The organism is Pseudomonas sp. MAFF 730105, assembly GCF_055380705.1.
The window spans coordinates 6340859-6354709 of sequence record NZ_AP018438.1 but is presented as its reverse complement, the minus strand read 5'-3'; the positions used below and the strand labels follow the sequence as shown (position 1 = coordinate 6354709).

Annotated in this window: 14 protein-coding genes; 12 read left to right on the top strand and 2 right to left on the bottom strand. The window is 60.5% G+C overall.

Translation table 11 applies throughout. The features are described 5' to 3' along the window. The first annotated feature begins 18 nt into the window (after window positions 1-18). From PCOSP_RS28075 to PCOSP_RS28060, 4 genes are all read left to right on the top strand, one after another. Window positions 19-1149 (top strand): uroporphyrinogen-III C-methyltransferase, encoded by a 1131-nt coding sequence (locus tag PCOSP_RS28075; protein WP_257225577.1) that lies wholly within the window; start codon window positions 19-21, stop codon window positions 1147-1149. Then, entirely contained in the window at window positions 1146-2393 is a 1248-nt protein-coding gene (locus tag PCOSP_RS28070; RefSeq protein WP_139641078.1) for a heme biosynthesis HemY N-terminal domain-containing protein, read from the top strand. The genes PCOSP_RS28075 and PCOSP_RS28070 overlap by 4 nt, the downstream gene beginning before the upstream one ends. Window positions 2394-2634: 241 nt before the next feature. Continuing rightward, a complete protein-coding gene (locus PCOSP_RS28065; protein ID WP_139641076.1) occupies window positions 2635-3177 on the top strand; it encodes a disulfide bond formation protein B in 543 nt (180 codons plus the stop codon). 175 nt (window positions 3178-3352) lie between these two features. Further along, window positions 3353-3811 carry an Rsd/AlgQ family anti-sigma factor gene (locus tag PCOSP_RS28060; RefSeq protein WP_041022643.1) on the top strand — a complete coding sequence of 153 codons (459 nt, stop codon included), beginning with the start codon at window positions 3353-3355 and terminating at the stop codon, window positions 3809-3811. 57 nt (window positions 3812-3868) lie between these two features. Here the strand turns inward: PCOSP_RS28060 and PCOSP_RS28055 are convergent, their stop codons facing one another. Next, window positions 3869-4534 (bottom strand): FKBP-type peptidyl-prolyl cis-trans isomerase, encoded by a 666-nt coding sequence (locus PCOSP_RS28055; RefSeq protein ID WP_139641074.1) that lies wholly within the window; start codon window positions 4532-4534, stop codon window positions 3869-3871. A 191-nt stretch (window positions 4535-4725) separates the two neighbouring features. Here PCOSP_RS28055 and PCOSP_RS28050 point away from each other — a divergent pair, with 191 nt between their 5' ends. Continuing rightward, window positions 4726-5922: an AlgP family protein gene (locus PCOSP_RS28050; RefSeq protein WP_139641072.1), complete on the top strand. Its 1197-nt coding sequence runs from the start codon at window positions 4726-4728 to the stop codon at window positions 5920-5922. On the opposite strand, the gene PCOSP_RS28045 is transcribed toward PCOSP_RS28050, so the two are convergent. Further along, on the bottom strand, window positions 5919-6383 hold the full coding sequence (locus tag PCOSP_RS28045) for a TIGR02444 family protein (protein ID WP_139641070.1): 465 nt from the start codon (window positions 6381-6383) through the stop codon (window positions 5919-5921). The genes PCOSP_RS28050 and PCOSP_RS28045 overlap by 4 nt on opposite strands. Window positions 6384-6433: 50 nt before the next feature. On the opposite strand from PCOSP_RS28045, the gene PCOSP_RS28040 reads away from it, so the two are divergent. The 7 genes from PCOSP_RS28040 to tssI all read left to right on the top strand — a co-directional run bounded on the left by PCOSP_RS28040 (window position 6434) and on the right by tssI (window position 13836). Next, a complete protein-coding gene (locus PCOSP_RS28040; RefSeq protein WP_139641067.1) occupies window positions 6434-8344 on the top strand; it encodes an ATP-binding cassette domain-containing protein in 1911 nt (636 codons plus the stop codon). Next, complete coding sequence (locus PCOSP_RS28035; protein ID WP_024780536.1) at window positions 8344-8925, top strand: mechanosensitive ion channel family protein; 582 nt, start codon at window positions 8344-8346, stop codon at window positions 8923-8925. The genes PCOSP_RS28040 and PCOSP_RS28035 overlap by 1 nt, the downstream gene beginning before the upstream one ends. A gap of 135 nt (window positions 8926-9060) precedes the next feature. Then, window positions 9061-10161, top strand: a complete 1101-nt coding sequence (locus tag PCOSP_RS28030; protein ID WP_464709943.1) for an AAA family ATPase — start codon at window positions 9061-9063, stop codon at window positions 10159-10161. Further along, window positions 10158-10328, top strand: coding sequence for a DUF4276 family protein (locus PCOSP_RS28025; RefSeq protein WP_464709942.1), 171 nt, complete (start codon window positions 10158-10160; stop codon window positions 10326-10328). The genes PCOSP_RS28030 and PCOSP_RS28025 overlap by 4 nt, the downstream gene beginning before the upstream one ends. After that, a complete protein-coding gene (locus tag PCOSP_RS28020) occupies window positions 10325-10816 on the top strand; it encodes a DUF4276 family protein (RefSeq protein WP_464709941.1) in 492 nt (163 codons plus the stop codon). The genes PCOSP_RS28025 and PCOSP_RS28020 overlap by 4 nt, the downstream gene beginning before the upstream one ends. Window positions 10817-10886: 70 nt before the next feature. Then, window positions 10887-11519 carry a homoserine/homoserine lactone efflux protein gene (gene rhtB, locus PCOSP_RS28015; protein ID WP_139641065.1) on the top strand — a complete coding sequence of 211 codons (633 nt, stop codon included), beginning with the start codon at window positions 10887-10889 and terminating at the stop codon, window positions 11517-11519. A 220-nt stretch (window positions 11520-11739) separates the two neighbouring features. After that, entirely contained in the window at window positions 11740-13836 is a 2097-nt protein-coding gene (gene tssI, locus PCOSP_RS28010; RefSeq protein ID WP_464709940.1) for a type VI secretion system tip protein TssI/VgrG, read from the top strand. Window positions 13837-13851: the final 15 nt, after the last annotated feature.

Sequence of the window (13851 nt, the reverse complement as noted above, 5' to 3'; positions counted from 1 at the left end):
AATGCAAAGGATGGATACGTGAGCGAAACAGCCTTGCCAAAAGATCAAGACCGACCCGTGATCGATGCTCCGGTGGAAACGCCGGCACCGGTGGCGCCGCGTCGCGGTAACGGGTTGGCCATTGTCGCATTGCTGCTGGGGGCCGCTGGCGTGGCCGTTGGCGGCTGGGGCGTCTGGCAGGTGCGTCACCTGCAGGCCAACAACCAGCAACAGTCCACCCAGGTCCAGGCACTGAATGACCAGGCCCAGACTCTCAAGCTCAATGAGCAACGCCTCAGCGAGCGCCTCGCGCAGATGCCGGCGGCCGAAGAGCTGGAGGAGCGACGGCGTCAGGTCGCCCAGCTACAAGGCGACCAGCAACACCTGAGCCAACGGCTGGAAACCGTACTGGGTGCCAGCCGCAAGGATTGGCGCCTGGCCGAGGCCGAGCATCTGTTGCGCCTTGCCAGCCTGCGTCTTTCCGCCCTGCAAGACATCACCAGTGCCCAGGCCCTGGTCCAGGGCGCCGACGAAATCCTGCGGGAACAGAACGACCCGGGCTCGTTCGCTGCCCGCGAGCAGTTGGCCAAGACGCTTGCGGCGCTGCGCAGCACCGAGCAGCCGGATCGCACCGGGCTGTTCCTGCAACTGGGGGCCCTGCGTGAGCAAGTGCTGCAACTCTCGGAGCTGGCGCCCGAGTACAAGGATCGAGGCGAATCCCTGCTGGGCCTGACGGCCGATGGCGACGGGGCCAGCCGCTGGGCGCAGTGGTGGGATCAGATCTCGCGCTATATCCGCATCGACTTCAATGCCGACGAGAACGTCCGTCCGCTGCTGGCCGGGCAGAGCCTGATGCAGGTGCGCCTGGCCCTGAGCCTGGCATTGGAGCAGGCGCAATGGGCGGCCCTCAACGGGCAAGCGCCGGTGTATACCCAGGCGTTGCTCGAGGCCCGCGATGTACTGCAGAACAACTTCAACCAGGACAACCCGCAGAGCAAGGTCATGCTCGAGCGAGTGGCTGAACTGGCCAAGCAGCCGGTGACGGTGGTCACGCCGGACCTGACCGTGACCCTGAGCAGCGTCCAGGCCTATCTGGAGCGTCGCAATCTGAATGCCGAGGAGTCGGTCAAGCCGCTGGCCAAGCCTGCTGGGCAGGAGACCACGCCATGAAGCGTCTCTACGTGATTCTGTTCGTGGTCATCGCTGCCGCTGCCCTGTTGGGCGTGGCGATTTCCGAGCATTCGGGTTACGTGCTGGTGGCGTACAAGAGCTTTCGCTACGAAGCCGGCCTGTGGGTCACCCTGGCGCTGGTGGCGGTACTCTGGTTGTTGTGGCGGGGCGTGCGCGCCTTGATCGGCCTGGTGACTACGTCCAGCGGTGTGGTCAACCCGTGGTCGCGGCGCAATCGTAGCCGGCGCATACAAGTAGCGATCGAACACGGTCAGTTGGACCTGGCCGAAGGTCGCTGGGCCAGTGCCCAACGGCATTTGCATCGTGCCGCGGAAGCCGAACGCCAGCCGTTGCTGTATTACCTCGGGGCGGCGCGTGCGGCTAATGAGCAAGGTCTTTACGAACAGAGCGACAACCTGCTGGAGCGCGCCCTGGAACGCCAGCCCCAGGCAGAGCTGGCCATTGCATTGAACCACGCACAGTTGCAGGTGGACCGGGGCGACACCGACGGCGCCTTGGTCACGTTGCAAGCCATGCATGATCGTCATCCCCATAACGTTCAGGTCCTGCGTCAATTGCAACGACTGCATCAGCAGCGTGGTGATTGGTCGGCGGTGATTCGCCTGTTGCCGGAACTGCGCAAGGACAAGGTCTTGCCGGCGATGGAACTGGCTGAACTGGAGCGTCGGGCCTGGGGTGAAAATCTCTCCCTGGCGGCCCATCGCGAAGAGGACGGCAGCGTCGGCTTGCAGTCGCTCAACCGCGCCTGGCAACAGCTGACTTCCGCGCAGCGCCAGGAGTCGGCGTTGGTGTTGGCCTATGCCGAACAACTGCGGCAACTGGGGGCACAGGGCGACGCCGAGGAAGTATTGCGCACCGCGCTCAAGCGTCACTATGACAGCCACCTGGCACGGCTGTACGGGTTGGTCCGCGGCAATGATCCAGCGCGACAGCTGCAAGCGGCCGAAGGTTGGCTCAAGGATCATCCGGCCGATTCCAGCCTGCTGTTGACGCTGGGTCGCCTGTGTCTGCAGAACAGCCTGTGGGGCAAGGCGCGGGATTATCTGGAAGGCAGCCTGAAGATCCAGCGCAATCCCGAAGCGTGTGCCGAACTGGCGAGATTACTGGCACAACTGGGCGATGCCGAGCGCAGCAACCAGCTGTTCCAGGAGGGCCTGGGACTGCTGGATGAGCGCTTGCTTGCTGCGCCGTTGCCGGTTCCGGCCCAGGCGCTGTCCAGTTAAGAAACACTGATCGCGTTTGGCGGTTCGAGTGGGTTTTGCCAGGAGGATGGTCGCCGATCGCTGCCTGACTCAAGGCTCAAATGACGTATTCGGGAAAGTCCTACAGGGGATTGCGCTGAATCCCCTCGTCTCTGTCGGGAATTCCCTACACCCTTGGTGAAGTGTCTGCGTGAGCCTGCCTTGAAAGGCCCGAGGGCTTTCCTCTACCGTAACTGCTTGTCTCTTCTGTTACGGAACCGCCATGTCTTTGGCTTGCTCTCGCTTCTTGTTTTTCATGGCTTCCACCGCCGCGGCCCTGGCTTTGGGCATCGCCAGTTATCTGGAGTATGCAGTCGGTCTGACGCCTTGCAGCCTGTGTGTCTTGCAGCGCTTGTGCCTGGTGCTGTTTCTGGTGAACGGTCTCGCGGCCTGCATGCATGGCCCGGGTCGAAGGGGCAGCATTCTCTATGGGGTGACGGGACTGGTTTTCGTGTCGGGAGGAATGGCCCTGGCATGGCGTCAGGTTCTGTTGCAAAGCCATTCGCTCGAGCCAATGCCCGATTGCCTGGCCCAAATGAAGGGCGTGGGTTCATGGTGGAGTGCCATGGAGCGAGCCCTCGACGGCGCGGTCGACTGTGCGGGCGTCACTTGGACACTGTTCGATCTGAGCATCCCGGAATGGAGCCTGCTGTTTTTCCTCGCCGTCTCCATTGCAATGACCTACCTGCTGCTTCGCCTGGTCTGGAACGCTCTGATCCGACCGCTGGGCGACAAGACGTCGCAATTCATCCGAGTCGCGGATTAAACACTTGTATGAACTTTGTCGCCTGCGTACCTTGAAGCGGCTGTCGTGCGGGCATAATCTGGCCCGCACGTATCATTGGAATTATGCCGCTCGATCATGTTGTGTCCGGCTTGCCATGAATCATCAAGGTGTATGCAGGCTGCGAGGGGCATGACTCACAAGGGAAGAAATCGCCATGCTCGAAAGTTGTCAGAATGCTCAGGAACGCTGGGGTGGGGTGCATCTGCTGATCGACCGCTGGTTGCAGGAGCGTCACGAACTGGTTCGGGCCTATGATGCTCTCGGTGATAAACCTGAAGCGTTGGGTGAAAGCCGTAAACCGTTGCAGGAGTTCTGCGGTGTGTTGGTGGACTATGTCTCTGCCGGGCATTTCGAGATCTACGAGCAGCTCACCGGCGAGGCCAAGGCCTTCAACGACAAGCGTGGTCTGGAACTCGCCGAACAGATCTACCCGCGCATCGACGTCATCACCGAAAAGCTGCTGGCGTTCAATGACCTGTGCGATGAAGGCAAATGCGTAGCGGAAAAATTCAAGGAGCTGGGTGGCCTGCTGCACGAGCGCTTCGAGCTGGAAGACTGTCTGATCGAAGTGCTGCATAACGCCCATAAGGAAGAGGCGGCGGTCCAGGCTTGACGGTTCTGCTGCAAAAAAAACGGTGCGCATTGCGCACCGTTTTTCGTTTGGGCAATGTCAGCTCGTCGCACCCAGCAACTCGATCTCGAACACCAGTGGCGTGAACGGTGGAATCACATCCCCGGCGCCTTCGGCGCCATAGGCCTGGGTCGAAGGAATCACCAGTCGCCATTTCGCGCCTACGGGCATCTGCGGCAACGCGCTGCGCCAGCCATCGATCACGCTGTCGAGACTGAACCACTGCGCCTGGTGGTTGGAGTCGAACACGGTGCCGTCGGGCAATCGACCGGTATACAGCACCTGGACCTTGCCGTGGGGACCGGCTTTCACCCCGTTGCCAGGCTTGAGTTCAGTCAGCAGGATGCCGTCCTCCAACTGTTTTACACCTGGCCGGTTTCTTTCCTCGTTGAGAAATTTCTGCTCTGTCTTCAGCGCCACTTCAATCTGTGGGGTCGTCGATTGCGCTGTCAGCTGTGCCTGATGCTTGGCCAGGATCTGTTCGATGCGTTCATCCTTGAGCGCCAGCGGCTTGCCCAGGTAGGCCTGTTGCAGGCCCTCCAGCAATGCCTGTATCTGCAGGTCGGGCACATCCTGGCGCAGGCGCTCACCCAGGCTCGCACCCAGGCTGTAGGCCAGGTCATGGGCATCGTTTGCGCTGGTTTTTTCAACCGCCTGGACCATGGAGCAAACCATGCACAGGAGGAAAAACAGGTGACGCGACATGTGTGCTCTCCGAGCTCGAATGGAGGAATTATGCCAGCGCCGATCGCTGCGAAGTGAGATTGCTCCGGCAATGGCGCAGAAGATTTTTTGTCTCTTGCAACGCAACGTCCTGTGTACTGTCAACATGCCCTAGCGGCGGTTGCAGCAGAGGTCTAGTATGAGCCGCACTCACGTCAGTCAGGAGGTAAACCATGTCGGCCCCCAAGAAGCCTGTAAACACTCCGTTGCACTTGCTCCAACAACTCTCGGGCGCCTTGCTCGATCATTTGGAAAATGCCTGCTCCCAAGCCCTGGCTGATGCTGAAAAATTGCTCGCCAAACTGGAAAAACAACGCGGCAAGGCGCAGGAAAAACTGCACAAGTCGCGCACCAAACTGCAAGACGCAGCCACCGCCGGCAAGGCCAAGGCACAAGCCAAGGCCAAGGACGTCGTGAAAGAACTCGAAGACCTGCTCGATGCCCTGAAGGATCGTCAGTCCGAAACCCGCGGCTACATTCTGCAACTCAAGCGTGATGCCCAGGAAAGCCTGAAGCTGGCCCAGGGTGTTGGTCGCGTGCAAGAAGCTGCCGGCAAGGCGCTGACGCTTCGTGCGGCCAAGCCTGCCGCTGTATCGGCCAAGAAACCGGTTGCTAAACCTGTCGCGGCAAAAACACCGGCCAAGGCAGCTGCCAAGCCTGCCGCGAAAGCATCGGCCAAAGCGGCAAGCAAGCCTGCGGCTAAACCGGTCGCTGCCAGCGCTGCTAAACCGACGGCCAAAAAAACCGCTGTCAAAGCCACCGCCAAGCCTGTTGCAAAAACAGCGGCCGCCAAGCCTGCTGCAAAAGCGGCTGTCAAACCTGCTGCTAAAACAACCGCCGCCAAACCAGCCGCGACGAAAACCGCTGCGGCTAAACCGGTTGCCAAAGCGCCTGTAAAAGCTGTCGCGGCGAAGCCAGCTGCCAAACCCGCGGCGACCAAAGCGGCCGCTGCCAAACCAGCAGCGACGAAAACAGCTGCTGCTAAACCAGCCGCGACGAAAACGCCTGCCGCCAAACCTGCTGCTGCCAAACCTGTCGCCGCTGCCAAGCCAGCCGCTGCCAAGGCACCAGCCAAGGCTGCGACCAAACCGGCTGCGGCCAAACCCGCCGCCAAGCCAGCTGCCGCCAAGCCGGCCGCTGCCAAACCTGCGGCTGTAAAACCAGCAGCGAAACCTGCTGCTGCCAAGCCAGCTGCAAAACCCGCTGTGAAAAAGCCGGCCGCTACCAAGCCCGCGACTGCGCCAGCCGCCAAGCCTGCGTCGCCGGCCCCGACAGCGACCCCTGCTCCAGCCGCCAGCACTCCGGCTTCGACGGTCAGCCCATCCGCTTCCGTTGCGCCGAGCACCAGCACCCCAACCAGCGCTTCCTAAGTGCTGGAGACCGCGACGCGCAGCTGATGCAGCGCGTCGTGGTTCGCTGGCCCGGCATTCGCCGCCAGCCCTTGCAGCCATCGACCTGAATCTTCCTGTTGGCCCTCAGGCCAATGTGCAGCCACGGCCTCCAATCGCTCCAACAGACACCGCTCGGCTTGCAGCTCCAGTTTCTTGACCTGCTCGCGCAGGTGAGTGAGGTCCGTGTCTTGAACGGCCTCCGCTTTCCATTGGGTGCGAAGCGTCCGTAATGGCTGTACCACTTCTTTGTCCCAAGGCTCTGCCAACATCCGAAGCTGTTGCAGTCTTTGTGCATCGCAGGCCACGCCGCGCTGTTCCAGCCACAGGCCGCAAAGCAGCAGGCAGACACTCGCGCCAGCCTCCTGCAAGGCCAGGCAGCTCTGCTCCACGCCGGGCCGGGCATAGAGGTCGAGAGAGAAACTCCACAGGTCAGAGGACATCGTGCTACTCGCGCCAGTTGCGAGCGAAGCTGGTAGACTCCGCCGCCATTATGATCCGACTTCAGAACCTGACTTTACAGCGTGGCCCGCAACGTCTGCTAGAAGACGCCGAGCTGACCCTGCACGCCGGCCACAAAGCTGGCCTCATCGGTGCCAACGGCGCCGGCAAATCGAGCCTGTTCGCCTTGTTGCGAGGCGAGCTTCACCCGGACTCCGGTGATTGCTCGCTGCCCGCTGACTGGCGTATTGCCCACATGCGCCAGGAGGTGGATACCCTCGAACGCCTGGCGGTGGACTATGTGCTCGACGGCGATATACGCCTGCGTCAGGTTCAACGCGAGCTGGCTGTCGCCGAAGCGGCTCACGACGGCGCCGCCCTGGCCCGGTTGCATTCGGAGCTCGACAGCGCCGACGGCTATACCGCCGATGCCCGCGCCCGCAAATTGCTCGCCGGCCTGGGGTTTACCAACGAACAGATGGACCGCCAGGTCGGGGATTTTTCCGGCGGCTGGCGGATGCGCCTGAACCTGGCCCAGGCCTTGATGTGCCCCTCGGATCTGCTGCTGCTCGACGAGCCGACCAACCACTTGGACCTCGACGCCATCATCTGGCTCGAGGACTGGCTCAAGAGTTACCCGGGCACTCTGCTGCTGATTTCCCACGACCGTGATTTTCTCGACGCAGTGGTGGACCACGTCGCCCACGTCGATCAGCGCAAGCTCGTCCTGTATCGCGGTGGCTATACGGCTTTCGAGCGCGCCCGTGCCGAGCGCCTGGCCCAGCAACAGCAGGCCTACGAAAAGCAGCAGGCGCAGCGTGCGCACATGGAAAGCTACATCGCCCGCTTCAAGGCCCAGGCCACCAAGGCCCGTCAGGCCCAGAGCCGGATCAAGGCACTGGAACGGATGGAGGAGCTGTCGGCGGCCCACGTCGATTCGCCGTTCGATTTTGTCTTCCGCGAGTCGACCAAGATCTCCAGCCCATTGATCGACCTGTCCGATGCGCGACTGGGCTATGGCGACAAGACTGTACTGGAGAAGGTCAAGCTGCAGCTGACGCCCGGTGCCCGGATTGGCCTGCTGGGCCCCAACGGTGCCGGTAAATCGACCCTGATCAAGAACCTCTCCGGTGAACTCCAGCCCCTGGCCGGGCGCCTGACCCGTGGCGAGAACACCGTGGTCGGCTATTTCGCTCAGCACCAGCTGGATTCACTCGATGCCAAGGCCAGCCCGTTGTTGCACTTGCAGCGCCTGGCGCCGACCGAACGCGAACAGACCCTGCGTGACTTCCTCGGCGGCTTTGACTTCCGCGGCGCGCGCATCGACGAGCCGGTGCTGAATTTCTCCGGTGGCGAGAAGGCACGTCTGGCGCTGGCCCTGATCGCGTGGGAGAGGCCGAACCTGCTCTTGCTCGACGAACCGACCAACCACCTGGACCTGGAAATGCGTCTGGCCCTCACCATGGCCTTGCAGGAGTTCAGCGGGGCGGTGCTGGTGGTGTCTCACGATCGGCATCTGCTCAAGAGCACCACGGACAATTTCTTCCTGGTTGCCGACGGCAAGGTCGAGGAGTTCGACGGCGACCTCGAAGACTATGCCCGTTGGCTGGTGGACTACCGCCAGCGCAATGCGCCGGTCAGCACGACGTCGGCGAACCCGGACAAGACCGACAAGAAAGCCCAGCGCCAGGCCGCCGCTGCCCTGCGACAGCAGCTGGCACCGCACAAGCGCGAGGCCGACAAGCTCGAATCCGAGCTGGGCAAGCTGCACGAAAAACTGCATGAAATCGAAACCCGCCTCGGGGACAGTGGTCTCTACGAGGCGGCGCGCAAGGATGAACTGCGCGATCTGCTGGCCGAACAGGCCCGGTTGAAGGTGCGGGAAGCGGAGCTGGAGGAGGCGTGGATGCAAGCCCTGGAATTGCTGGAAACCCTGCAAGCGGAGCTGGAGGCGCTGTCCTGATGGAAGCGTTGACCTTGCCCATCCCGGTCATGTGGATCGAGCCGCTCTGGCTCGGCGTGCAAGTCCTGCTGATCCTGCTGGTCGGTTACGTGATGCAGCGTGTCGTGGCGCGTGCGCTGACGGGACTCGGTGAGCGCTACCCGTTTCCACCTCACCTATTGATCGTTCTGCGGGGCGTGCTGCGCTGGCTGATCATGGGCAGTGCGGTGCTGGTGGTGCTCGAGCGCCTGGGGGTATCGGCCACGGTATTGTGGACCGCGATTTCCGGCTTCGTCGCGGTGGCGGCGGTGGCGTTTTTCGCCATCTGGAGCGTGTTGTCGAACCTGCTGTGCGCCGTCCTGATCTACACCGTCGGACCCTTTCGCCTGGGCGATGTGGTCGAGCTGGTGGAAGCGACCGACAAGCCCGGCATCAAAGGGCGAGTGGTGGCGATCAACCTGCTTTACACCACCTTGATCGAACCCGAGGAGCTCGGCACCGGCAGCTCCATGGTGCAAGTGCCCAACAGCTTGTTCTTCCAGCGTTCGGTGCGGCGTTGGCGCGGCAGCGAGGCTTTTCCGGTGGGTGGGTTGGTCGAGTAGACTGCCTAGATACCGCTACCCTCTTTTGTCAGTGTTTGAAACAAACTTTCAAGCTGAGCCGGTGTTCGATACCGGTACTGTTCAGGCAGGCACTGATGGATTTTCTCGTCGAATGCACCGTATCGGGAGGCTAGGATGGTTAAGAAAGTTTACGATTCGGATCAGCTATCGAGGCTGACCCTCAAGGGTTACAAGTCCATCGCCGAATGCGATATCGAATTAGGCAAGCTCAACGTGCTTATCGGTGCGAATGGTGCAGGGAAATCCAATTTCATTGGTTTCTTTCGCTTGATTAGTCGCATCCTGGATGAACAGTTACAGCTCTCGGTGGGGTCTGCCGGAGGTCCTGATGCCTTGCTTCATTTCGGTCGAAAAAAGACCGAAGAGCTTTGTGCAGAGCTGTACTTCGGCAATAACGGTTATAAATTCAAGCTCAAGCCCACTCAAGATAACCGCATGATGTTCAGCCATGAGGCACTGTGGTGGAATGTTAGTGGTGACTGGCGTGCCAGATCCGGCCACTTTGAGTCGTACGCAGCTGAGCAAAAATCCAAGACGCAGATCTACAGACATGTCGTTCCTGCTATCAGAAGCTGGCGCATCTATCACTTCCATGACACGGGCTCCAGCGCCCTTGTAAAGCAAATCCATGGCATCAACGATAATGAGCATTTGCGCGATGATGCGCGAAATCTGGCTGCGTTTTTATATCGATTGAAGAACCATAACGAAACGCACTACAAGCGCATCGTGAAGGCCATTCAGATGGTGGCTCCGTTCTTCGGTGATTTTCATCTGCGCCCAACGGTTGATAACAAGGAAAAGATACAACTTGAATGGACAGAAGTCGGCCAGGACATCCCTTTTACCGCAGCTGCTTTGTCGGACGGCACGTTACGCTTTATCTGCCTGGCAAGCGTGTTGCTGCAGCCTGAGGAGTTCATGCCCTCAGCCATTCTGATTGATGAGCCGGAGCTGGGGCTGCATCCCTTTGCCATCGTTGCGCTGGGTGGCCTGATGAAGTCGGTCTCTCAGAAACACCAACTCATTATTTCGACGCAGTCAGTAGAGCTCGTTGATCAGTTCGACGCTGAAGATTTAATCGTGGTAGACAAGGTTGGTGGTGCCTCGACGTTCAAGCGATTGGATACGGTCGCTCTGAGTGCCTGGTTGGAAGAGTTCAGTCTTGGTGAGCTTTGGAAGAAGAACATATTGGGTGGGAGGCCGAGCCGATGAGTCGAGTCGTTCTTCTTGTAGAAGGGCAGACGGAAGAGGCCTTCGTCAACGAGTTGCTGGCTCCTCATTATTGGGCATTTGGTGTTTTTCTTACGCCGATCATCATCAGCACAAGCCCCGGCAATAAGGGGGCGTTGTCAGCTATGGAAAAGTCAAACATCAAGTGACTCGCCTATGTCGGGAGCATCATGCTGCGCAGGTCACCACAATGTTTGATCTCTATGCATTGCCCGGTGATTTCCCCGGCTTGGCGTCTGCCGATTTCCCGATTGCGGGTACAGGGCGCCAAAAGGCTTGTTTTCTGGAAGCCCAACTGGCGATCGATATTGGGGAAAAGAACTTCATTCCCAACTTGATGGTGCATGAGTTCGAAGCACTTCTCTTCGCAGACACTGATAAGTTTGCAGAATGGACGGATGACTCAACGGTTGTACCTGCCCTTAAAACGATCGCCAGTGGCTATCAGACACCGGAAGATATCAACAACAGCCCGCAGACTGCACCCTCCAAGCGTATATCCAAGGCGATGCCTGAATACCAAAAAACATTTCATGGCCCCTTGATCGCTTGTGAGATCGGGTTAGATGCCATGCGTCTGAACTGCCCGCATTTCCATGAGTGGTTGTTCAAGCTTGACGCTTTGGCGGCGACGTAAAAAATTCATGGCGTTTATCCGATAGTCGCATTAGCGTAGTTAATTCGACGAGTCCGAGCCGAGGTGTGCAATGGTGCTGGAAACATGGCTGGCGTTTTTCGCCGCTTGTTGGGTGATCAGTCTTTCGCCGGGCGCGGGTGCCATCGCATCGATGTCCAGCGGTCTGCAGTACGGTTTCTGGCGTGGCTACTGGAATGCCCTGGGCCTGCAATTGGGCCTGGCATTGCAGATCGTGATTGTCGCAGCGGGCGTCGGCGCGATCCTCTCCACCTCAGCCACGGCGTTCTATGCAATCAAATGGTTCGGGGTTGCCTACCTGGTGTTCCTGGGCATCAAGCAGTGGCGAGCCATCCCCGGCGAGATCAGCGATGACGCCACTCCACGGCCCATCGGCAAGCCCTTGGCGCTGATGTTCCGTGGCTTTCTGGTGAACATCAGCAACCCCAAGGCATTGGTGTTCATGCTGGCGGTACTGCCGCAGTTCATCGATCCCCATGCCCCTCTGCTCAAACAGTACCTGATCCTGGGCGTGACCATGATTGGCGTCGACCTCATCGTCATGGCCGGCTACACCGGGCTGGCCTCCAAAGTCCTGCGCCTGTTGCGCACTCCCACGCAGCAAAGGCGGATGAACCGGACCTTCGCCGGGTTGTTCATTGGCGCGGCGGGTCTACTGGCGACGATTCGCAAAGCCGCCGTGTAAAGCTTTTTTGCTACGGCTTGAAACCTGTGGGAGCGAGCAGACTCGCTCCCACATTTTTTTTGTCTTGCGGGTAGGTATCAGCCTACAAATCCACCTTTTCTGACAGACCGAACTGGGGGTAAGCGGGGAATTTACTTATGCGGTGTTCGGATTGAGGCGGCATACGGCCCGCGTCGATTTTTCGATCATGGGGGCTCTCTCGTTCATCCGGTGACCGCCAATGCCCGCTCCCTCCACAGCGCAGTTCAGGTTCACGATCGACAGCGTGCCCCATGAGTTCGGTGTGCTCGCCTTCGAGGGCACGGAGGCCATCAGTCGACCTTTTCAATTCAGGATCAGGCTCGTCAGCGAGCTCGCCGGCCTGGCGCTTGAGCGGTTTCTGCATCGTCCCGCCTTCCTGGCTTTCGATACCCTGGGCAATGGCATCCATGGGCAAATCGCGGATTTCGCCGTGGGTGAGTCCGGGCAGCGGCTGACCCATTATCACGCGACGCTGGTGCCGCGCCTGAGCAGTCTCGACCTGGCTTTCAATCGGCGAATCTTCCAGCGGCAGACCGTTCGCCAGATCATCACCGAGGTGCTCAAGCTGCAGGGTCTGCTGGAAGATGCCTTTCGTTTTCAACTGGGCCCCACGGAATATCCGCCCCGGGACTATTGCACCCAGTACGAAGAAAGCGACCTGGCCTTTATCCAGCGTCTGTGCGAAGAAGAAGGTTGGCATTACCACTTCGAGCATGGGCCGCAGCGGCATATCCTGGTATTTGGTGATGACCAGTCCCGGTTCAGGAGTCTTCCACCTACACCGTTCGTGCCTGACAGCGCGATGGTCGCCGACGAACCCACGATCAGGACCTTCTCCGTTCGGGTACGAGGCGCCACCAGCCGGGTCACCCGGCGTGACCATGATTTCGAAAAGCCTCGCCTGACCCTGGAAGGTGCCTCTCGACACAAGCCGTTTGGCGAAGAGGGCGCGCAGCCGGATCGCGAGGACTATGCCTACGCGCCAGGGCGTTTCCTGACATTGGCCCAAGGCCGACAGGCGGCCCTGCGGGCCCTGCAACGCCGGCAAAGAGACACCTGCGTTGCCGAAGGTGGCAGCAACCAGCCAGCCCTGGTGAGCGGGCATTTCATGAGGCTGGAGAACCACGGCCGGGCTTGCTGGAACCAGCGTTGGTTGCTCACCTGGCTCAGGCATGAAGGTTCGCAACCCCAAGTCCTTGAAGATGCCATTGGCGATGTGGGGGAGGGGAATCCGGAGCAGGGCTATGGCAACCGGTTCAAGGCGATTCCGTGGGACGTGTTCTATCGCCCGTCCGTGAGGCATCGGCGACCGCTGCTGGTCAGTGAGACGGCCACGGTCAGCGGCCCGCAAGGCAGCGAGATTCATTGCGACGAGTATGGCCGGGTCAAGGTCCGATTCCATTGGGATCGCGCCGAAGGTAACCCGGAACGGAGCAGTTGTTGGGTGCGGGTTGCCACGGGGTGGGCAGGGGATGGCTTCGGCACCCAGTTGATCCCCCGGGTCGGCATGGAAGTCGTGGTCACCTTCCTTGCAGGCGACCCCGATCAACCGCTGATCACCGGTTGCGTGCCGAACCAGGCCAACCCGGTTCCCCATGGGTTACCCCTCAACGACACCCGCAGTGTCTTCAAGAGCCGGAGTTCACCGGGAGGGGGTGGCAGCAACGAATTGCACATCGAAGACCGAAAGGGAACTGAACGGATCTATTTGCGGGCCGAACGCGACCTGTTCGCCAACGTGCGCAATGACCACACGCTGGAGATCGGCCGTGACCAGCGCATTACCCTGGCCGGTCAGCGTTACAGCGAAGTGCGGGGCGAGGAGCACCACACCGTCGGAGGGCATCGCGTGACGCAACTGGATGCCGACGACTTTCTCAACATCAACGGCAGCTTCCATGCACAGGCTGGCGAGACCCTGGTAATCCGCGCCGGGCAGGTCCTGCAGCTCGAATGCGCAGGTGCCCTGACAGTCAAGTCCGGATCGCAGCTGACCCTGGAGGGCGGTGGGCATTTCCTGCGCATTGGTGCTGACGGCATTTTCAGCAGCATTGCCGTCGAGCAGGGAGGTGGTCCGGGTCCTGGAGCGGCTCTGCGGTACAAACCGGCCCGCCGACCGGGCGAAACCGACGAGCCTGAGGCTGGACACGCAGGCGCTTCGACGGGTGTCGTCGCGATAAGCGAAGCCGCGACCGGGCCGCCGGCAGGTCGCTCGCCCTTGTCGATCGGCGTGCTGTGCAAGCGCTGCTTTCAACAGGCCCAAGCTCAGGCCAAAGGCCTGGCCCCCCGCCTCTGAGCGGTTCAACTTTCA

Coding starts and splice junctions, on each gene's coding strand:
- PCOSP_RS28035 (WP_024780536.1), top strand. CDS start 8,344: ATGGAAGCGTTGACCTTGCCCATCCCGGTCATGTGGATCGAGCCGCTC.
- PCOSP_RS28065 (WP_139641076.1), top strand. CDS start 2,635: ATGTCTTTGGCTTGCTCTCGCTTCTTGTTTTTCATGGCTTCCACCGCC.
- PCOSP_RS28055 (WP_139641074.1), bottom strand. CDS start 4,534: ATGTCGCGTCACCTGTTTTTCCTCCTGTGCATGGTTTGCTCCATGGTC.
- PCOSP_RS28050 (WP_139641072.1), top strand. CDS start 4,726: ATGTCGGCCCCCAAGAAGCCTGTAAACACTCCGTTGCACTTGCTCCAA.
- rhtB (WP_139641065.1), top strand. CDS start 10,887: ATGGTGCTGGAAACATGGCTGGCGTTTTTCGCCGCTTGTTGGGTGATC.
- PCOSP_RS28060 (WP_041022643.1), top strand. CDS start 3,353: ATGCTCGAAAGTTGTCAGAATGCTCAGGAACGCTGGGGTGGGGTGCAT.
- PCOSP_RS28040 (WP_139641067.1), top strand. CDS start 6,434: ATGATCCGACTTCAGAACCTGACTTTACAGCGTGGCCCGCAACGTCTG.
- PCOSP_RS28070 (WP_139641078.1), top strand. CDS start 1,146: ATGAAGCGTCTCTACGTGATTCTGTTCGTGGTCATCGCTGCCGCTGCC.
- tssI (WP_464709940.1), top strand. CDS start 11,740: ATGCCCGCTCCCTCCACAGCGCAGTTCAGGTTCACGATCGACAGCGTG.
- PCOSP_RS28045 (WP_139641070.1), bottom strand. CDS start 6,383: ATGTCCTCTGACCTGTGGAGTTTCTCTCTCGACCTCTATGCCCGGCCC.
- PCOSP_RS28025 (WP_464709942.1), top strand. CDS start 10,158: ATGAGTCGAGTCGTTCTTCTTGTAGAAGGGCAGACGGAAGAGGCCTTC.
- PCOSP_RS28030 (WP_464709943.1), top strand. CDS start 9,061: ATGGTTAAGAAAGTTTACGATTCGGATCAGCTATCGAGGCTGACCCTC.